At 66.2% G+C, this 18604-nt stretch carries 17 protein-coding genes; 11 read left to right on the top strand and 6 right to left on the bottom strand.

Annotation, left to right across the window (positions count from 1 at the left end; translation table 11 throughout):
* Window positions 1–27 precede the first annotated feature (27 nt).
* Together ACSQ9A_RS13430 and ACSQ9A_RS13425 are read left to right on the top strand one after the other, a co-directional pair.
* Window positions 28–507: a tetratricopeptide repeat protein gene (locus tag ACSQ9A_RS13430; RefSeq protein WP_436290437.1), complete on the top strand. Its 480-nt coding sequence runs from the start codon at window positions 28–30 to the stop codon at window positions 505–507.
* 30 nt (window positions 508–537) lie between these two features.
* Window positions 538–1014 (top strand): tetratricopeptide repeat protein, encoded by a 477-nt coding sequence (locus ACSQ9A_RS13425; protein WP_436290438.1) that lies wholly within the window; start codon window positions 538–540, stop codon window positions 1012–1014.
* A 6-nt stretch (window positions 1015–1020) separates the two neighbouring features.
* On the opposite strand, the gene ACSQ9A_RS13420 is transcribed toward ACSQ9A_RS13425, so the two are convergent.
* Complete coding sequence (locus ACSQ9A_RS13420) at window positions 1021–1917, bottom strand: SDR family oxidoreductase (RefSeq protein ID WP_436303976.1); 897 nt, start codon at window positions 1915–1917, stop codon at window positions 1021–1023.
* A 26-nt stretch (window positions 1918–1943) separates the two neighbouring features.
* Window positions 1944–2684, bottom strand: coding sequence for an SDR family oxidoreductase (locus ACSQ9A_RS13415; protein WP_093107453.1), 741 nt, complete (start codon window positions 2682–2684; stop codon window positions 1944–1946).
* Window positions 2685–2835: 151 nt separating this feature from the next.
* Here ACSQ9A_RS13415 and ACSQ9A_RS13410 point away from each other — a divergent pair, with 151 nt between their 5' ends.
* A complete protein-coding gene (locus ACSQ9A_RS13410) occupies window positions 2836–3729 on the top strand; it encodes a LysR substrate-binding domain-containing protein (RefSeq protein WP_436303975.1) in 894 nt (297 codons plus the stop codon).
* Window positions 3730–3738: 9 nt separating this feature from the next.
* Here the strand turns inward: ACSQ9A_RS13410 and ACSQ9A_RS13405 are convergent, their stop codons facing one another.
* Together ACSQ9A_RS13405 and ACSQ9A_RS13400 are read right to left on the bottom strand one after the other, a co-directional pair.
* A complete protein-coding gene (locus ACSQ9A_RS13405) occupies window positions 3739–4320 on the bottom strand; it encodes a 2'-5' RNA ligase family protein (protein ID WP_436303974.1) in 582 nt (193 codons plus the stop codon).
* Between the two features lie 5 nt (window positions 4321–4325).
* Window positions 4326–5669 (bottom strand): MFS transporter, encoded by a 1344-nt coding sequence (locus ACSQ9A_RS13400; RefSeq protein ID WP_093107458.1) that lies wholly within the window; start codon window positions 5667–5669, stop codon window positions 4326–4328.
* Window positions 5670–5843: 174 nt separating this feature from the next.
* On the opposite strand from ACSQ9A_RS13400, the gene cyoA reads away from it, so the two are divergent.
* The 8 genes from cyoA (at window position 5844) to ACSQ9A_RS13360 (ending at window position 13372) form a co-directional block, all read left to right on the top strand.
* Entirely contained in the window at window positions 5844–6902 is a 1059-nt protein-coding gene (gene cyoA, locus ACSQ9A_RS13395) for a ubiquinol oxidase subunit II (RefSeq protein WP_436303973.1), read from the top strand.
* Between the two features lie 13 nt (window positions 6903–6915).
* Window positions 6916–8919 (top strand): cytochrome o ubiquinol oxidase subunit I, encoded by a 2004-nt coding sequence (cyoB, locus tag ACSQ9A_RS13390; protein ID WP_436303972.1) that lies wholly within the window; start codon window positions 6916–6918, stop codon window positions 8917–8919.
* Window positions 8912–9553 carry a cytochrome o ubiquinol oxidase subunit III gene (cyoC, locus tag ACSQ9A_RS13385; RefSeq protein ID WP_436303971.1) on the top strand — a complete coding sequence of 214 codons (642 nt, stop codon included), beginning with the start codon at window positions 8912–8914 and terminating at the stop codon, window positions 9551–9553. Before cyoB ends, cyoC begins: the two co-directional genes overlap by 8 nt.
* Window positions 9550–9930: a cytochrome o ubiquinol oxidase subunit IV gene (gene cyoD / locus ACSQ9A_RS13380; RefSeq protein ID WP_093107466.1), complete on the top strand. Its 381-nt coding sequence runs from the start codon at window positions 9550–9552 to the stop codon at window positions 9928–9930. Before cyoC ends, cyoD begins: the two co-directional genes overlap by 4 nt.
* 29 nt (window positions 9931–9959) lie before the next feature.
* Window positions 9960–10700, top strand: a complete 741-nt coding sequence (locus ACSQ9A_RS13375; protein ID WP_436303970.1) for an SURF1 family protein — start codon at window positions 9960–9962, stop codon at window positions 10698–10700.
* Window positions 10684–11982, top strand: a complete 1299-nt coding sequence (locus ACSQ9A_RS13370; RefSeq protein ID WP_436303969.1) for an ATP-binding protein — start codon at window positions 10684–10686, stop codon at window positions 11980–11982. Before ACSQ9A_RS13375 ends, ACSQ9A_RS13370 begins: the two co-directional genes overlap by 17 nt.
* Window positions 11972–12511 carry a response regulator transcription factor gene (locus ACSQ9A_RS13365; RefSeq protein WP_093107472.1) on the top strand — a complete coding sequence of 180 codons (540 nt, stop codon included), beginning with the start codon at window positions 11972–11974 and terminating at the stop codon, window positions 12509–12511. The genes ACSQ9A_RS13370 and ACSQ9A_RS13365 overlap by 11 nt, the downstream gene beginning before the upstream one ends.
* Before the next feature lie 117 nt (window positions 12512–12628).
* The gene (locus ACSQ9A_RS13360) at window positions 12629–13372 is read left to right on the top strand and encodes an EAL domain-containing protein (protein WP_093107474.1); all 744 of its coding nucleotides are present in this window, start codon (window positions 12629–12631) and stop codon (window positions 13370–13372) included.
* Window positions 13373–13376: 4 nt separating this feature from the next.
* Here the strand turns inward: ACSQ9A_RS13360 and ACSQ9A_RS13355 are convergent, their stop codons facing one another.
* A complete protein-coding gene (locus tag ACSQ9A_RS13355; RefSeq protein ID WP_436303968.1) occupies window positions 13377–15263 on the bottom strand; it encodes a GspE/PulE family protein in 1887 nt (628 codons plus the stop codon).
* A 5-nt stretch (window positions 15264–15268) separates the two neighbouring features.
* Window positions 15269–18409: a PAS domain-containing protein gene (locus ACSQ9A_RS13350; protein ID WP_436303967.1), complete on the bottom strand. Its 3141-nt coding sequence runs from the start codon at window positions 18407–18409 to the stop codon at window positions 15269–15271.
* Window positions 18410–18604 lie beyond the last annotated feature (195 nt).

Here is an 18604-nt window from a genome sequence, read left to right as displayed (position 1 = left end):
CCGGCGCCGCTGCCTATTCTCGGCAGCATGACCAAGACGACCTTCAGCCTCGCCGCCTGCATCCTTCTCGCCGCGCTCGCGATGCACCAGAGCGTGCATGCCGTGGACTCGGCATCGCTGCCGGCGTCGATCCGCCTTGCGAACGCGAGGGCGCTGATCGAAGCCAAGGACTGGAAAGGCGCCATCGCGGAACTGCAGGGCGTGGACGCCCCGAACAATGCCGACTGGAACAACCTGATGGGCTTCAGCCTGCGCAAGGCCAGGACGCCCGACTATGCGGCCGCAGAACGCTTCTACGACACCGCGCTGCGCATCGAGCCCAGCCACCGCGGGGCGCTCTCGTATTCCGGCGAGCTCTACCTGGTGCTGGACAAGCTGCCCAAGGCGGAGCAGCGGCTGACGACGCTGAAACTGGTCTGCAACAACGCATGCTTCGAACAGGAGCGGCTCAGCCAGGCCATCGAGCGCTACAAGGCAGCCGGCAACAAGTACATCCCCGAGCCCTGAGATCTGCCGCGGCGCTGCAAAATGGCGCCCATGAGGATGCTCCATCGATTCGCCGCCTGCGTCCTGCTCGCCGCCCTCTCGCTGCAGCCGGCGCTCGCGGCCGATACCGACTCGACGCCGCCCGCGCTTCGGCTGGCGGCCGCCAGGGCGCAGATCACGGCCAAGAACTGGCCGGCGGCCATTGCCGAACTCAAGCGGGTGAACGACCCGCGCAGCGCCGACTGGAACAACCTGATGGGCTATAGCCTGCGCAAGAACAAGTCCGCACCGGACCTGGAAGGCGCGGAGCACTTCTACGACGCCGCCCTGCGCATCGACCCCAACCACCGCGGCGCGCTCGAATATTCGGGCGAGCTCTATCTCGTGAAGGGCGATCTGCCGAAGGCCGAGGAGCGCCATGCGCGGCTGGTGAAGCTGTGCACCGTGCCCTGCGAGGAGCTCGATGACCTCAGCAAGGCGATCGAGAAGTACAAGGCCGCGGGCGGCAAGTACGTTCCGGAGGAATAGCCGCTCTCAGGCCCGGATCGCGGGCTCGAGCAGGTCCGCGATCCCGATACGCGCCGCGAAGGCTTCGCGCACGCGCTCGGCCACTTCGGTCACGGCACCCGCGCCGTCGTCGATGAAATCAATCACCGAGCGGAACGGCCGCTCGCCGGCCGGCAGCCCGATGATGCGCGCGATCTCGTCCGCCACGGCTTGCGGGTCGGCATGCGCGGGCATCAGTGCGCTGAGCTTGGCGCCCACCTGGTCCATGAGCCCGTCGTAGCGCGCGTAGGCCGCCACGGTCGCCGCATCCGCCGGCTTGCCCGCACTCGGGAAATGCGCGGTGCCGCTGGTGAAGGCGCCGGGCACCACGATCGAGGTCTCGATGCCGAAGCGCGCGAGTTCGTAGGACATCGTGACAGCCAACGAATCCATCGCCGCCTTGGCTGCCGCATACGGCCCCATGAAGGGCGGGAAGCCGCCACGCACCGTGGTGCTGCTGACCCACAGCACGAGCCCGGACTGCCGGCCGCGCATCACGGGCAGCACGGCCTTGTTGACACGCTGCGTGCCGAGCACGTTGGTGTCGAACACCTTGACCATCTCCTCCGGCGTGAAGGCCTCGGTCGGCCCGACCACGAGATGGCCCGCGTTGTGGACGACGACGTCGAGCCGGCCCTGTTCGCCGACGATGGTCGCAACCGCTTCGTCGGCGGAGGCCTGCGAGAGCACGTCGAGCTCGATCGCGCGGATGTCGTGGCCGCCTGCAAAACCCCAGTCGCGCAGCTCGCGCACGCGCGCTGCGTTGCGGCCGGCGATGTCGCGCATGCTGGCGTAGACGACGTGGCCCTGCGCCGCGAGCGCGCGGGCCGTGAGATGGCCGATGCCGGTGGAGGCGCCGGTCACGAGGATGACGGATTTCTTCATGGTGTTGCTTTCTGTGTGAGAGGAGTTCAGACCAGGCCGCCGTTGGCGCGCAGGGTCTGGCCGTTGACCCAGCCGGCCTGCGGGCCGACGAGCAAGGCCACCGTGTTGGCGATATCTTCGGGCGTGCCCAGGCGTTCCAGCGGCACGGCCTTGGCGAAGCGCTCGACGGCTTCGGGCGACTTGCCGTCGAGGAACAGCGCGGTGGCCGTGGGGCCCGGCGCGACGGCGTTGACCGTGATGCCCTTGCCGCGCAGCTCCTTGGCGAGGATGTTGGTCATGACCTCGATCGCGGCCTTGGTCGCGCCATAGATCGCATAGCCCGGCAGGCCGAGGCCGATCACGCTGGTCGAGAAGTTGAGGATGCGCCCACCGGTCTGCAGGCGCGTCGTCGCCTCGCGCATCGTGTTGAAGCTGCCCTTGACGTTGACCGAGAACAGCCGGTCGAAGGTGGCGTCGTCGGTGTCGGCCAGCTGCGGCAGCGCCGGCGGCATGACGCCGGCGTTGTTGACCAGCACGTCGACGCGGCCGTAGGCGGCGATCGCTTCGTCGAAGAGGCGGCGCGCCGCGGCCGGATCGGCCACGTCGGCCTGCACCGCGACGGCCCGGCCGCCGGCGGCGGCGATGCCGTCCACGACCTTGGCGGCTTCCTGTGCGTTGCCGGCGTAGTTGACGACCACGGCATAGCCGTCGGCGGCGAGGCGGCTGGCGATGGCGGCGCCGATGCCGCGGGATGCGCCGGTGACGATGGCGACTTGCGATGTGTTCATGGCTGAGCTCCTGGAAGGGTTGGTTGAGGGCTGGTCCGCTTGCTTCTTCGCGGGTCAGTGGGATGGATTGTTCTGTTTAACCAGAAGCAGATAAATGCAGTAGATTCGCCATCACTGTCCAAAAATCACAAACAATCAAGGAAGGCTGAAGATGGACCGCCTCGATGCCATGCGCGTCTTCGTCCGCATCGTCGACCTGCAGAGCTTCACGCGCGCGGCCGACGACCTGCAGCTGCCGCGCGCGACGGTCACGCACACCATCCAGCAACTCGAAAAGCGCCTCGGCGCACGCCTCCTGCACCGCACCACGCGGCATGTGAGCGCCACGCTGGATGGCGAGGCCTACTACCAGCGCTGCCAGCAACTGCTGTCGGATTTCGAGGAATCGGAGTCGGTCTTCCGCAGTTCGGCGGCCAAACCCAAGGGCAAGCTGCGCGTCGACCTGCAGGGCACGCTCGCCATGCATTTCCTGCTGCCGCACATCGGCGAGTTCTTTGCGCGCTACCCCGACATCGAAGTCGAGATCGGCCTCGGCGACCGGCTGGTGGACCTGGTGCGCGAAAGCATCGACTGCGTGCTGCGCGCCGGCGAGCCGCGCGAGTCGAGCATGGTGGGCCGGCGCGTCGCACTGCTCGAGCAGGTGACCTGCGCCAGCGCCGCTTATCTCGAACAATTCGGCGAACCCCGCACGCCGGAGGAGTTCCGGGCCCACCGCGCGGTCAACTATGCGAGCGGCAGCGGCAAGGTGCTGCCCTTCGAGTTCATGGTGGACGGCGAGCGGCGCACGATGCAGTTGCGCGGCTCGGCGACGGTGAGCCATGCCGATGCCTACGCGGCTTGCTGCGCGGCCGGCCTGGGCTTCGCGCAGATGCCGCGCTATCACGTGGAACGGGAGCTCGCGGCCGGGACGCTGCGCGAAGTGCTGGCCGAGTTCCGGCCTGCGCCGATGCCGGTGTCGGTGATGTATCCGCATCACAGGCAGCTGTCGCCGCGCGTGCGGGTCTTCGTGGACTGGGTCGCGGACCGGATGCAGCGCGGCGGCTGAACTCCGCGCTCAGCCGCCCAAAGGCAAGCGCGCCAGCACCTCGTGCCGGCTCTGGCCGATCAGGCTGCGCACGAGAACGAACTCGTGCGCGGTCCAGGTGATGGACTCGATCGGTCGCGCGGCGACGTGGCGGTCGTCGTACAGCAGCGTCAGGTGCGGCGTGTAGTGCTCGCGGCCGCCGTGACCGAGGCCGATCTGCGCCATCGCGCGGTCCAGGGCTTGCTGCAGCGTCTTCACGGTCACCAAGCCGTCTTCGCCCAGCAGCACCAGCGGCATGTTGCGTGCCTTGCGCGAGAAGCTGCCGACGCGGTCGAAGCCGAGCTTGAAGGACGGCATGGCGGTCACCGCTTGCGCGACCCTGACCGACGCGTCGGCAAGCTCCTGCGGAAAGCGCGCAAAGGTGCCCACGACGTGCAGCGTCACATGGAAGCGCTTTGCGCCGAGCGGCTTGCCCTTCAGCCCGAAATCGCTCTGCAGATCGCGCACGAGCTTCTCGATGCGCGCGATGGCGGCCGCGTCAGGGAGCAGCGCAAAGAACAGCCGGTCGGTCGACGGTGGCCGAGCTGCCACGCCGTCGAACGATGGCTGCACGGGCGTCACGGCTGCTCGCGGGCCTCGAGCGCGCGATTGATGCCCAGCGCCGCCAGCGTGCACGCCGCGCCGGACAGCAGATAGACGCTGACGTAGGCGAGCCCGAAGTGCGCCGACAGGCCCAGCGCCACCAGCGGTGCGAACGCGGCGCCGATGAGCCAGGCCAGGTCCGAGGTGAGCGCAGCGCCGGTGTAGCGGTACTTGGAGATGAAATTGGAGGTCACGGTGCCCGAGGCCTGGCCGTAGGACAGGCCCAGCAGCACGAAGCCGACCAGGATGAAGACGTCCTGGCCCACGGTGCCGCCGTCGAGCAGGATCGGCGCGAAGCCGCTGAAGACCGCGATCAGGATCGCGAGCGCGCCCAGCGTCTGGCGCCGACCCACGCGGTCGGCGATCCATCCGGAGGCGACGATGCCGCCGGCCGCCAGTACCGCGCCGACGATCTGGATGCCGAGGAATTCGGTGATGGACTGCTCCGAATACAGCCGGATCCACGACAGCGGGAACACGGTGATCAGGTGGAACAGCGCATAGCTCGCCAGCGCGGCGAAGGCGCCGATCAACAGGTTGGAACCCTGCGCGCGGACGAGCTCGACCACGTCGGTGGGTTCCAGCTCCTGCTCGTCGAGCAACACCTCGTACTCGTGCGTGACCACCAGCCGAAGGCGCGCGAACAGCGCCACCACATTGATGGCGAAGGCCACGAAGAAAGCGTAGCGCCATCCCCACGAAAGGAAGTCGGCCGGCGACAGGCTGGCATACAGGAAGGCGAACAGACCGCTGGCGATGATGAAGCCGACCGGCGCGCCGAGCTGGCCCAGCATCGAATACCAGCCTCGGCGGTTCGGCGGCGCGTTGAGCGCCAGCAGCGAGGGCAAGCCGTCCCAGGAGCCGCCCAGCGCGAGCCCTTGGCCGATGCGGAAAATCGAGAGCAGCACGATGGCCGCGAAACCCGCGGTCTCGTAACCGGGCAAAAATGCGATGCCGACGGTGGAGGTGCCCAGCAGGAACAGCGCCATGGTCAGCTTGGTGCCGCGCCCCCAGCGGCGCTGGACCGCCATCGAGATCACGGTGCCGAAGGGCCGTGCGATAAAGGCGAAGGAAAAGATCACGAAGGCGTAAAGTGTTCCTTCCAGCAGGTCCTCGAACGGAAAGAACAGGGCCGGGAACACCAGCACCGACGCGATGCCATAGACGAAGAAGTCGAAGTACTCGGATGCGCGCCCGATGACCACACCGACCGCGATTTCCCCGGGCGCCACCTTCGAATGGTCGGCAGTGATGAGGCGAGCATCCCTCTCGAGGGTCTCGGACGAGGGTTCGGAAGGGGCGTGGCTGATGCTGGACATCGTGCGTGCTTCGGGTTCAGGGGGGGCTTGCAAGGTCGCTCAGGGTCGCATCAGATGCGGTTTTACGCCATAGGACAAAACGTCCAATCGCCAAACAGGGTCGATGGACGTACATTTTGCGCTCATCCGCAATCCGCGTTTTCCCGCGGCCTACGTTTTTTCCTCGCTCCAGGCATGCCACTCCTCAAGACCCTTCGCGGACCGGCCCTCCTCGTGCTCGCTGCCCTGCTGGCGGGCTGCAACATGGTGGTGCTGAACCCGTCCGGCGACGTGGCCGCCCAGCAGGGCCGGCTGATCGTGGTGTCCACGATGCTGATGCTGCTGATCATCGTGCCGGTCATCGCCCTGACCTTCTTCTTCGCCTGGAAGTACAGGGAGTCCAACACCGAGGCCACCTACAAGCCGGACTGGGACCATTCGACGCAGCTCGAACTGGTGATCTGGGCCGCGCCGCTCCTGATCATCATCGCGCTCGGTGCGCTGACCTGGATCAGCACGCACACGCTGGACCCCTACCGGCCGCTCGACCGCATCGACTCGCGACGTCCGGTGCCCGATAACGCGAAGCCGCTGGTGGTGGAGGTGGTGGCGCTCGACTGGAAATGGCTGTTTCTTTATCCGGAGCAAGGCATCGCCACGGTCAACGAGGTCGCGGCGCCGGTGGACGTGCCGATCCAGTTCCGGATCACGGCTTCGTCGGTCATGAACTCCTTCTACATCCCCGCGCTCGCCGGCCAGATCTATGCCATGCCCGGCATGGAAACCAAGCTGCACGCGGTCATGAACAAGGCCGGCACCTACGAAGGCATCTCCGCCAACTACAGCGGCGCCGGCTTCTCGGGCATGCGCTTCAAATTCCACGGCATGAGCCGTGCCGACTTCGATCGCTGGGTGCAGAAGAACAAGGCCGAAGGCCAGGCGCTCAGCCGCGAGGGCTACATGCAGCTCGAACGCCCGAGCGAGCGCGAGCCGGTGCGCCGCTACGCCAGCGTGGCGCCGGGCCTGTACGACGCCATCGTCAACCGCTGCGTGGAGCCCGGCAAGATGTGCATGAAGCACATGATGGCGCTCGATGCCAGCGGCGGCGCAGGCCGCGGCGGCTTGTCCCCGCTGGCCATGACGACCGTACCGCGCGGCGAGCAAGGCCAGCCGATGCGCACCCTCGCCGCTGAAATCTGCACCATCGACAACCCGACCGGGGCGCCGCTCGCCGTCCGGACGACGATCCAGTAATCCGTTCATCACGATGCCCGACCATCCCGATCTGACCAAGCTCGTCTTCGGACGCCTCACCTGGGAGGCGATCCCCTACCACGAGCCGATCCTCATGGCGACCTTCGTCGCCGTCGTGCTGGGCGGCCTCGCCCTCCTGGGCGCGCTGAGCTACTACCGCGTCTGGGGCACGCTGTGGCGCGACTGGATCACCAGCATCGACCACAAGAAGATCGGCATCATGTACATCGTGCTCGGCCTGGTGATGCTGCTGCGCGGCTTCGCCGACGCGATCATGATGCGGCTGCAGCAGGCGATCGCCTTCGGCGACGCGGCGGGCTACCTGCCGCCGCACCACTACGACCAGGTCTTCACGGCCCACGGCGTGATCATGATCTTCTTCGTCGCCATGCCGCTGGTCACCGGGCTCATGAACTACGTCGTGCCGCTGCAGATCGGCGCGCGCGACGTGGCCTTCCCCTTCCTCAACAACTTCAGCTTCTGGATGACCGCGAGCGGCGCGGTGCTGGTGATGATGTCGCTGTTCGTCGGCGAGTTCGCCAAGACCGGCTGGCTCGCCTATCCGCCGCTGTCCGGCATTGCCTACAGTCCCGACGTCGGGGTCGACTACTACATATGGTCCTTGCAGGTCGCCGGGGTCGGCACCTTGCTGTCGGGCGTGAACCTGATCGCGACCATCGTGAAGATGCGTGCGCCCGGCATGACCCTGATGAAGATGCCGGTCTTCACCTGGACCGCGCTCTGCACCAACGTGCTGATCGTGGCCGCCTTCCCGGTGCTCACCGCGGTGCTGGCGCTGTTGTCGATGGACCGCTACGTCGGCACGAACTTCTTCACCAACGAGCTCGGCGGCAATCCGATGATGTACGTCAACCTCATCTGGATCTGGGGCCATCCGGAGGTGTACATCCTGATCCTGCCGGTGTTCGGCGTGTTCTCGGAGGTGGTGTCCACCTTCAGCGGCAAGCGCCTGTTCGGCTATGCGTCGATGGTCTACGCGACGGTGGTGATCACCATCCTCTCGTACCTGGTGTGGCTGCACCACTTCTTCACCATGGGGTCGGGCGCCAGCGTCAATTCCTTCTTCGGCATCACCACGATGATCATCTCGATCCCGACGGGGGCGAAGATCTTCAACTGGCTGTTCACGATGTACCGCGGGCGCATCCGCTTCGAGGTGCCGATGCTGTGGACGATCGGCTTCATGGTCACCTTCGTGATCGGCGGCATGACCGGCGTGCTGCTCGCGGTGCCGCCGGCCGACTTCGTGCTGCACAACAGCCTGTTTTTGATCGCGCACTTCCACAACGTGATCATCGGCGGCGTGGTGTTCGGCGCCTTCGCCGGCATCACCTACTGGTTCCCGAAGGTCTCCGGCTTCAAGCTCGACCCGTTCTGGGGCAAGTGCTCGTTCTGGTTCTGGCTGACCGGCTTCTACTTCGCCTTCATGCCGCTGTACGTGCTCGGGCTGATGGGCGTCACGCGCCGGGTGAGCCATTTCGAGGATGCGTCGCTGCAGATCTGGTTCCAGATCGCCGCCTTCGGCGCCTTCCTGATCGCCTTGGGCATTCTCTCCTTCCTCATCCAGCTGGTCGTCAGCTTCCGCAAGCGCGAATCGCTGCGCGACACGACGGGCGACCCGTGGAGCGGCCGCACGCTGGAGTGGTCCACCTCCTCGCCGCCGCCGGCCTACAACTTCGCCTTCACGCCGCGCATCCACGACAACGACGCCTGGTGGGACATGAAGCAGCGCGGCTACGAGCGGCCGCTGGAAGGCTTCACCCCGATCCACATGCCGAAGAACACCGCCGCCGGCTTCGTGCTGGCCATGCTCAGCGCCGCCATGGGCTTCGCGCTCATCTGGCACATGTGGCTGCTGGCCGGCGTGTCCTTCGCCGCGCTCCTGCTCGCGACCATCATCCACACCTTCAACTACAAGCGCGACTATCACATCCCGGTGGACGAGGTCGTCCGCACGGAAGGCGATCGCACCCGACTCCTGGCCGGCCATGTCTGAGATCACCGTCCCCTCCCCCCACGGCGCCGTGAGCGCCGCACCGAACCCGCTCTTCCACGTCGTGGACGAGCACCATCCCGAGAACGGCACGCTGCTCGGGTTCTGGCTCTACCTGATGAGCGACTGCCTGGTCTTCGCCTGCCTGTTCGCGATGTACGGCGTGCTGGGCCGCAGCTATGCAGCAGGCCCCTCGGGTGCCGACCTGTTCGAGCTGCCGCTGGTCGCGCTCAACACCTCGCTGCTGCTGCTGTCGTCGATCACCTACGGCTTCGCGATGCTCGAGATGCTGAAGAAGCGCACCGGCGCGACGCTGGCCTGGCTGGCCTTCACCGGCCTGCTGGGCGCGGGCTTCATCGGCATCGAGCTCTACGAGTTCGCGCACCTGATCCACGAAGGCGCCGGCCCGCAGCGCAGTGCCTTCCTGTCCTCCTTCTTCACGCTGGTGGGCACGCACGGCCTGCACGTGACTTTCGGCATCGTCTGGCTCGTCACGCTGATGATCCAGGTCGGCAAGCACGGGCTGATCCCCGAGAACCGGCGCAGGCTCCTGTGCCTGTCGATGTTCTGGCACTTCCTGGACGTCGTGTGGATCGGCGTCTTCACCTTCGTCTACCTGATCGGATCATTGTCATGAGCGATGCGCACGACGTTCACGAACACGACCCGCACGTCGAAGCGGACCTGCACATCAGCCTCAAGGGCTACCTGACCGGCTTCATCCTGTCGGTGATCCTGACCGCCATCCCCTTCTGGCTGGTGATGGGCAAGGTGTTCGACAAGCCCGGCCTCACGGCCTTCGTCATCCTGGGCTTCGCGGCCGTGCAGATCGTGGTCCACATGATCTACTTCCTGCACCTGAACGCCAAGTCGCAGGGCGGCTGGAACATGCTCGCGCTGATCTTCACGATCGTGCTGGTCGTGATCACGCTGAGCGGCTCGCTGTGGGTGATGTTCCACCTCAACCACAACATGATGCCGGCCTCGATGCACGAGATGCGCAACGCGCCTTGAGCGCAACGCGTTCCAGGCCGGCACTGGCGATGCTCGCCGTTGCCGGCGCCCTGCTCTTCATCCTGTTCCTGGCCTTGGGCACGTGGCAGCTCGAGCGGCGCAGCTGGAAGCTCCAGCTGATCGATCGCGTCGAAGGGCGCGTGCATGCGCCGCCGGCGGATGCACCCGCGCCCGCGCAATGGCCGCGCGTGAATGCGGCCGACGACGAATACCGGCACGTGCGGCTGACCGGCCGCTTTCTCCACGAGCGTGAAACCCTGGTCCAGGCCTCGACCGTGCTCGGCGCCGGCCACTGGGTGCTGACGCCGCTGCAGACCGCGCAGGGCTCGGTGGTGCTGGTCAACCGCGGCTTCGTGCCGCCGCAGCGGCGCGAGCGCGCGAAGCGCACCGACGGTGAAGCGGCGGGCGAAGTCAGCCTCATCGGCCTCTTGCGCATGACCGAGCCCGGCGGCGGCTTCCTGCGCCGCAACGATCCCGCAGCCGATCGCTGGTTCTCGCGCGACGTGCAGGCCATCGCCGCGGCGCGCGGCCTGGCGGAGGTGGCGCCCTTCTTCGTGGACGAGGATGCGCCTGCGCCGCAGCCGGCGAATGCAGCGGCCGAACCGCGCTGGCCGGCCGCCGGCTTGACGGTGATCGCCTTCCCCAACAACCATCTGGTCTACGCCATCACCTGGTATGCGCTGGCCCTCATGGTCGCGGGCGCGGCCTGGCTGGTGGCGCGCACGGAGCGCATCGCAACGAGAGCAAAGAGGGATGCAGCAGAACACTGAACCCGGCGACTCGGCAGGCCTGAAGAACATGCAGCAGCTGATCCAGCTGCGCTGGATGGCCGTCGGCGGCCAGATCCTGACCATCGCCATCGTCCACTTCGGCTTCGGCATCCGCCTGCCGCTGGACCACATGGGGGCGGCGCTGGCTTTTCTCGTGGCCTTCAACCTCTTCAGCCTGCTGCGCTGGCGCCGGCGGCAGGAGGTCGCGGACGGCGAGCTCTTCATCGCACTCCTGGTCGACGTCGGCACGCTGACCGTCCAGCTCTATCTCAGCGGCGGCGCCACCAACCCCTTCATCTTCCTGTACCTGCTGCAGGTCAGTCTCGGCGCCGTGCTGCTGCGCCCCGGCTACACCCGCACCATGGTCGCCGTCACCGCCGCCTGTTTCATGGGCCTGACCTTCGTCCATCGCCCGCTGGCGATTCCTATGGACAATGCGCGCGGGCTCGCCAGTCCGTACATCCAGGGGCTTCTGATCTGCTTCGCGCTCAACGCGGCGCTGCTGGCAATCTTCATCACGCGCATCAGCCGCAACCTGCGGGCGCGCGACGCGCACCTGGCGGACCTGCGCCAGCGCGCCGCCGAGGAGGAGCACATCGTGCGCATGGGCCTCTTGGCCTCCGGCGCGGCCCATGAACTCGGCACGCCGCTGGCGACGCTGTCGGTGATCCTCGGCGACTGGCAGCGCATGCAGCCCTTTGCCGCCGAGCCCGAGCTACGGCAGGAGATCGAGGAGATGCAGGCCCAGGTGGCGCGCTGCAAGACCATCGTGAGCGGCATCCTGCTGTCGGCCGGCGAAGCGCGCGGCGAGTCGCCGGTGCAGACCACCGTCCGCGCCTTCCTCGACGGCCTGGTCGCGGAATGGCGCACCACGCGCTCGCCCGGCGCGCTGGCCTACGCCAACACCTTCGGCGACGACCTGCCCATCGTCTCGGACTCCGCGCTCAAGCAGACCATCTACAACGTGCTCGACAACGCGCTCGAGGCCTCGCCGGGCTGGGTCGGCCTCGATGCGGCGCGCGATGGCGACGATCTGGTCCTGACCGTGTCCGATGCCGGCCCGGGCTTCGCACCCGGGATGCTGGCGCAGCTGGGCAAGCCTTATCAGTCAAGCAAGGGGCGCCCCGGCGGCGGCCTGGGCCTGTTCCTGGTCGTCAACGTGGCGCGCACCCTGGGCGGCAGCGTGGCGGCGCACAATCGGCCGGAAGGTGGTGCCGCCGTGACACTGCGCCTGCCGCTGGCGGCGATCCAATTCGAGGAGATCGCAGGCAATGGAAACTGACGAACGACTGCTGCTCATCGTCGAGGACGATGCGGCCTTTGCGCGCACCCTGTGCCGCTCTTTCGAGCGCCGCGGCTACACGGTGCTGCAGGCCACGGCCGCCGAGCAGGTGACGGAGATCCTGAAGACCCACTCGCCAGGCTATGCGGTCGTCGACCTCAAGCTCGCCGGCGGCGCCTCCGGGCTGGCCTGCGTCCAGATGCTGCATGCGCACGACGCGCAGATGCTGATCGTCGTGCTCACCGGCTACGCCAGCATCGCGACCGCCGTGGAAGCCATCAAGCTCGGTGCCTGCCACTACCTGGCCAAGCCCTCCAACACCGACGACATCGAGGCCGCCTTCGGCCGCGCCGAGGGCGATGTTGAGGTCGAACTGACCGAGCGCTCGACCTCGATCAAGACGCTCGAATGGGAGCGCATCCACGAAACGCTGGCCGAGACCGGCTTCAACATCTCCGAAACGGCCCGGCGCCTCGGCATGCATCGGCGCACGCTGGCGCGGAAGCTCGTGAAGCAACGGGTGAAGTAATACCAAGGTGCGACTTTTCGCTCGCCTGTGGTCACTTTGTATTTTTGCGCCACCGGACTACACAGGCTCGCCAGCACAATGCAGCCTCTACCAACACCGCCTGCGAGGTCCATGCCAGTGACAGCCGAAACAACCGCCGTTGCCGACTCCCCTGGCTTCGACTCGGGGTTCACGATGGCCTTCCAGCCGATCGTCGACCTCGCCCGGCGGGAAATCTTTGCCCATGAAGCGTTGGTGCGCGGCCTGTCCGGAGAAGGCGCGTCCGAAGTGCTTGGGCGCGTGGGCCCGCAACAGCGCTTTGCCTTCCACGAAGCCTGCCGCGTGCGGGCCATCGAGATGGCCTCGGCGCTGGGCATGGAATCCAAGCTCAGCCTTAACGTCATGCCCAACGACGTGGCCGGGCAGGAAGAATGCTTTCGTACCGCCATGGCAACGGCCAAGCGCTGCAACTTTCCGATCAACCGCCTGATGTTCGAGATCACCGAGGGCGAGCGCGTCGAGGACCTGCCCGGTCTCGCGGCGGCCTTCCGCACCTTCAAACGCTACGGCTTCACCTCTGCCATCGACGACTTCGGCTCCGCCTACGCCGGCTTCGAGCTCCTCGCGGCCTTTCAGCCCGATGTGGTGAAGATCGACATAAGCCTGGTGCGGGACATCCACATCGATCCCGTCCGGGTGACCATCGTGAAAGGCTTCGTCGCCACCTGCGAGGAGCTTGAAATCAGGGTGATCGCGGAAGGTGTCGAAGCTTCGGAAGAAGTTCGCGTGCTGCGCGCGCTGGGCGTGGATCTGTTCCAGGGCTACCTGTTTGCCAGGCCTGCCGTCGCGGCGTTGCCGTCCGTGGCATGGGACGCCGCGTGAGCCTTCACACGTTGCTGGTCGCGCGCACTTCCTCGATCGTCGTTTGCCCTGAAAGAACCTTGGCGATGCCGTCCTGACGCAGGGTGCGCATGCCTTCGCGCAGCGCCGCTTCCTGCAGTTCTTCCGCGCGAGCGCCGTTTTGCACCAGGCGGCGCAGCGTTTTCGACATCACCATCAGCTCATGGATGCCGACGCGTCCCTTGAACCCGGTGTCGTCGCAGTGCTTGCATCCGGCGCTCGCGAAGCGCATGAGCCGCCCATCGCGGGCATGGCGGCGCTGCCAGGAATTGAGCACGGCCTCCCGTTCGGCCGGCGAATCCTTCTTCGCGAACGCGTGCAGGTAGTCGGCCAGCAGTTCCTCGGTCTCTTCCGGGCTCGCGGGGCGGCTGCTGATGCAGTGGGTGCAGAGGCGGCGCACCAGCCGCTGCGCCAGCACCGCCAGCAGCGAGTCGGCAAAGTTGAAGGGGTCCATCCCCATGTCCAGGAGCCGCGTCACGGTTTCGGGCGCGCTGTTGGTGTGCAGGGTCGAGAGCACGAGGTGGCCGGTCAGCGATGCCTCGATCGCGGTCTTGGCGGTTTCCTCGTCCCGGATCTCGCCGACCATGATCACGTCCGGATCTGCGCGCACGAAGGCCCGCAAGGCCTTGGCGAAGGTCCAGTCGATGCGGGGGTTGACCTGCACCTGCCGCAAGCCCGCCTGCGTGATCTCTATCGGGTCTTCGGCGGTCCAGATCTTTCGTTCCGGCGTGTTGATGTGCATGAGCGCCGAGTGCAGGGTCGTGGTCTTGCCCGAACCGGTGGGGCCGACGCAGAGCACCATGCCGTAGGGGCGCTCGACCGCCGCGGTGAAGCGCGCAAGATTGCGCTCCGAAAGCCCGAGCTGGTCCAGCGCGACGGGCTTGGCCGAAGCAAGAATGCGCATCACCACGTCTTCCAGGCCGTTGCTGGTCGGGACGGTCGCCACGCGCAGTTCGATGTGATGCTGCGGCGAGAACTTGGCGAAATTGATCTTGCCGTCCTGCGGCTTGCGCTTCTCGCTGATGTCGAGGTCGCACATGATCTTCACGCGTCCGACGATCGCGTTGCGGTAGCTGGATGGGAGTTCCAGATAGGTGTAGAGCCTTCCGTCGCGGCGAAAACGGATGCGGGTTTTCTCCTGCCCCGGATAGCTCTCGATATGGATGTCCGACACGCCCTCGCGGTGCGCTTCGAGAATCATGCTGTTGATCATCCGCACCAGCGAGTTGTCCGATTGCTCGATCGGCGCCTCTTCGTCGACCGGAGGCGCGCGGCCTTCCTTCTCGAGGGTCTCCAGCAGTTCGCTGGTGCCGGCCAGGTCGAAGTCGATGGCCATCGGGTCGGCAGCTGCCGAGCGTCCGTCCGCCGGCGCGCCGATCTTCTCGTACGCCTTGTGCAGCACGCCGTCCAGGTCGCCGCACTGTCCGAGCACCGGGACCACCTTCATCTCGGCGATGAACTCCACTTCGTCGATGGCGGCATGCCGGCCAGCCGGATCGTCGAGCGCGAGGATGAGACGCCCCTCGTGAATCATCAGCGGCATCACCTGCAAGCGCCGCGCGACGCCATGGCTGATCTTGCGCAGGGCTTCGGCAGCGACCGGGAACAGATGCAGATTGACGAGGGGGTAGCCCATCTTTCGCACCAGCGCAGTCTGCAGCTGGGCACGGCTGACCACACCCATGCGCACCAGGGTCTCGCCCAGCGGCACGCTGCGATCGAGCTGCTGCTGCGCCAATGCGGCGCTCAACTGTTCGTCCGTGACCATGCCCAGGGACACCAGCGCCTGACCTATCCGCACGATCGGCATGCGGCCTTGCGCTGCGATCTCTTTCAACAACTGCTCTGGCGTAACAACTTCGGCAGACGGCATGGCCTCTAGCTCCTGTTCGATTGGCGCTGGGGATTCTGGGCCACCCCGGCGAAATTGTCAGCGGAGAACTCGAACCTGTTGCGCCCGGCCGCCTTTGCGCCATAGAGCGCGGCGTCCGCAAGCGCCAGCAGTTCTTCGGCCGTGACGGAAGAATCGGTCGCTTCATGAAATGCGATGCCGATGCTCGTCGTGACATCCAGCAGCCGGCCATCGACCTGGAACTCCGGAGCGTTGACCCGTCCGACGATCTTCCGCGCCACCGCCGCGGCCGCCTCCTGCGTGCTCGGGTTCTCGAGCACGATGACGAATTCGTCGCCGGCGAGCCGCGCCACGGTGTCGGTGCTGCGCACGCTGGCCAGCAGGCGTCCTGCGTATTCGCTCAGTACCTCGTCGCCAGCCGCGTGGCCGAGCGTGTCGTTGATCGATTTGAAATGGTCGATGTCCAGAAACATCAGCGCGATGGTGCTGCCCGTGCGCCTGGCACGCGCAATGGCGTTCGGCAGATACTCGTTGAAGGCGAGCCGGTTCGGCAAGCCGGTCAGCGTATCGACCCGCGCCAGCTCGATCAGCTGGCGCTCCACCTGCTTGAGCGCAGTGATGTCCAGGCTGAGCGAGAAAATGCCATGCGTCGAGCCGTCGACGCCGATGTGGGGCACGTAGATGACGTGGGTGATGCGATCGAAATCCTCTCTCTTGGTCTTGGCTTCAAATTCGACACGCTCGCCCGCCAGCGCACGCTCGAGCATGGCCTTGCGGGCCAGGTACAGCTCGGGGCCTGCCACGTCGCGGATATGGCGGCCCACGAGCGCGGACGGATCGAGTCCCAGCCATTCGCGGTAGGTCGCGTTCGCGAAAGTGATCTTCTGCTCGCGGTCGATGTACGTGATCAGCGCCGGCAGGTTGTCCGTGATGGTGCGCAAGCGCATTTCGCTTTCAGCCTGGCGCAGCTCCGCTTCCTTCAGCGCGGTGATGTCGAAGGTCATCAGGTAGAAGCCCAGCACCTGCCCCTGCAGATCCTTGTCCGGGATCAGATTCACCTGGAAGTAGCCGTCCTTGCCGCGAAGCGGCGCCTGGACTGGAAAGCGCACCGCCTTTCCTGCCAGCACCATGGGAATGTGCGGCACGTGCTGCGCGTACACCTCCTCGCCCACCGCGGACCGCAAGGTCACGCCGTCGAGCGGACCATCGCCCAAGCCGGCCATCTGCCGCGCCCGACTGTTGCCGAAGTGGCAGTTCTCCTCGCGATCGAAATAACCCACCAGCGCCGGAATGCTGTCGGTGACGTCGCGTAGCCGCTTCTCCTGCTCGCTGAGCGCCTTGCGTACCCTGACCTCGTCGGTGATATCGAAGGTCATTGCGAACACGCCCTGCACCATGCCGACATCGTCCTGGTCGGGGATGTAGTGGGCCTTGTAGGTCCGGTCGCCGATGCCCAGCGCCGAATCGCCGCTTTTTTCGACGATCACGGTTTCGCCCGCGAGCGCACGGCGGTAGTAAGGCTCGACCACGGCGAAGTCCGCCTTCCCGCGAACCTCGGGCATCAACCTGCCGGCCATCGCGTCGTTCTTGTGCAGCGCCTTGATGTGGGCGTTGACAAAGGTGTACCGCAACGAAGCGTCGACGTGCGAAACCAGTGCCGGAATGCTGTCCGCAATGGTGCGGATCTGCGCCTCGCTGTGCGCGAGACTGAGCTCGATGCGCTTGCGCTCCGTCACGTCGGAGGTCATCGCGTAGTAGCCGCGGACCGATCCCGATCGATCGCGATCCGGGATGAGATCGGTCTGGAAAAAACGCGCCTGCTCGCCGCCCCTCACCGAGCCTCTTCGCTCGAAAGTCACGGGCTCGCCGGCCAACACCCGCTGGAGGTAGCGGTCCGGAATGACGCTGTCGTCCGCGCCGTGCATGCCTTGCGCGGGTTGGCCGACGAGCTCGGATGCGCTGCGGCCCAGCTTGTCGCACAGGCGGGCATTCACGAAGCCGAAGCGTCCATGGGCATCCACATGCGACACCATGGCGGGGAGGTGGTCGGTGATGTCGCGCAGGAATTTTTCGCTGGATTGCCGCTCTCGCATCAGCTCGTCGAAGGTTCGCGAAAGATCGCCGATCTCATCGCGCGGGTAACTGCGTGGCGTTGCAACTTCGGCGGGTGCGGCTTGCGCATCCCGCATGTGCCGGTGCAGTTCCGTCAGCGGCTTCAGCTGGCGTCGCACGACGACCAGCGCCAGCGTGCCCGCCAGCAGGGCAAGCACGAGCGCCCCGCCCCAGGCCGCGCGCTCGATGGCATCGATCCGGGCGAAGGCCTCCTGGCGCGGATACATCGAGCCCAGAACCCAGTTGGCGTGGCGGATGCGCTTGAAGGCGTACAAGCCATGCACGCCGGCATCGTTGAGCCCCTCGGTCTTGCCCTCGAAGCCCCCGATCGCGCGATCGATTTCAGGGTTGCCAGCGTCCTCTGCGCTGGAGCGGTTCAGGACGCGCGCCTCGCGGGGATGGTCGACCACGACGCCGTCCGTGGTCGTGATGAACAGGTAGCCGGTCTCGCCGAACTTGATGTCGGCGAGCGAGCCCAGAATATTCCGTTCCTTCAGGTTGATGGAGCCCGAGATCACGAACTGCACGCCTCCGGTACCGTCCATCACGGGTTCCGTGATCGCCACCTGCGCCAGGCCGTTGATCCGGTTGCGGTACGGTTGCGAGATCACGCCGGCCATGGATCTGACCGTGTCCGAAAAATACGCACGGTCCTTGATGTTCAACCGGCCGATCTGTTGCGCGCCGTTGAAGTTGGCCACCAGATTGCCATCGAGGTCCAGGAGGGCGACGTTGTCGAAGGCTGCTCGAAGGGACTCGTGTTGTTTCAGGAAGGCCTGCAGCGGCGCACCGTTCGTGAATCCCTGCGTCTCCACGCTTTCGGCGAAGGTCTTCAGCAGGGTTCGCCGGCTCGCGAACTTCTGGTCTACCGCCTCCGCAATGGTCGATACGCGCGCGAACTGCTCGTTCGCAATCGACGCCTGCATGCTGGCCTTGACCAGGTGCAACGCGATCGTCGCAATCGTGAACGTGGCTGCCAGCACCACCGCAGCGACGCCCAGACTCAGGCGCGTATTCAGGCTGATGCGGCGGTTTTTTAGAACGGATGGATTCATTCGATAGGCGAGCCGGCGCACCGACGTGGCAGGAGCTTCCCTGATCTGCGCTGCGCAAGCAAGCAGGGAGCATTCCTGAATACCAATGATCTACACCACACTTCGAAGACACGCGACTCGCCGCATGGTTGCGCGCTGCAGGTCCAGGTCAAAGCCAGCTCGAGCAACCCGACTATTCTTGGCGGGGATAGCATG

Origin of the sequence: Variovorax sp. LjRoot290 (assembly GCF_964253985.1) — a bacterium.
Lineage (GTDB): Bacteria > Pseudomonadota > Gammaproteobacteria > Burkholderiales > Burkholderiaceae_C > Variovorax.
The sequence above is the reverse complement of the archived record's forward strand: the minus strand, read 5'-3'. Positions and strand labels throughout refer to the sequence as shown.

Coding starts and splice junctions, on each gene's coding strand:
- ACSQ9A_RS13430 (WP_436290437.1), top strand. CDS start 28: ATGACCAAGACGACCTTCAGCCTCGCCGCCTGCATCCTTCTCGCCGCG.
- ACSQ9A_RS13425 (WP_436290438.1), top strand. CDS start 538: ATGAGGATGCTCCATCGATTCGCCGCCTGCGTCCTGCTCGCCGCCCTC.
- ACSQ9A_RS13420 (WP_436303976.1), bottom strand. CDS start 1,917: ATGAAGAAATCCGTCATCCTCGTGACCGGCGCCTCCACCGGCATCGGC.
- ACSQ9A_RS13415 (WP_093107453.1), bottom strand. CDS start 2,684: ATGAACACATCGCAAGTCGCCATCGTCACCGGCGCATCCCGCGGCATC.
- ACSQ9A_RS13410 (WP_436303975.1), top strand. CDS start 2,836: ATGGACCGCCTCGATGCCATGCGCGTCTTCGTCCGCATCGTCGACCTG.
- ACSQ9A_RS13400 (WP_093107458.1), bottom strand. CDS start 5,669: ATGTCCAGCATCAGCCACGCCCCTTCCGAACCCTCGTCCGAGACCCTC.
- cyoA (WP_436303973.1), top strand. CDS start 5,844: ATGCCACTCCTCAAGACCCTTCGCGGACCGGCCCTCCTCGTGCTCGCT.
- cyoB (WP_436303972.1), top strand. CDS start 6,916: ATGCCCGACCATCCCGATCTGACCAAGCTCGTCTTCGGACGCCTCACC.
- cyoC (WP_436303971.1), top strand. CDS start 8,912: ATGTCTGAGATCACCGTCCCCTCCCCCCACGGCGCCGTGAGCGCCGCA.
- cyoD (WP_093107466.1), top strand. CDS start 9,550: ATGAGCGATGCGCACGACGTTCACGAACACGACCCGCACGTCGAAGCG.
- ACSQ9A_RS13375 (WP_436303970.1), top strand. CDS start 9,960: ATGCTCGCCGTTGCCGGCGCCCTGCTCTTCATCCTGTTCCTGGCCTTG.
- ACSQ9A_RS13370 (WP_436303969.1), top strand. CDS start 10,684: ATGCAGCAGAACACTGAACCCGGCGACTCGGCAGGCCTGAAGAACATG.
- ACSQ9A_RS13365 (WP_093107472.1), top strand. CDS start 11,972: ATGGAAACTGACGAACGACTGCTGCTCATCGTCGAGGACGATGCGGCC.
- ACSQ9A_RS13355 (WP_436303968.1), bottom strand. CDS start 15,263: ATGCCGTCTGCCGAAGTTGTTACGCCAGAGCAGTTGTTGAAAGAGATC.
- ACSQ9A_RS13350 (WP_436303967.1), bottom strand. CDS start 18,409: ATGAATCCATCCGTTCTAAAAAACCGCCGCATCAGCCTGAATACGCGC.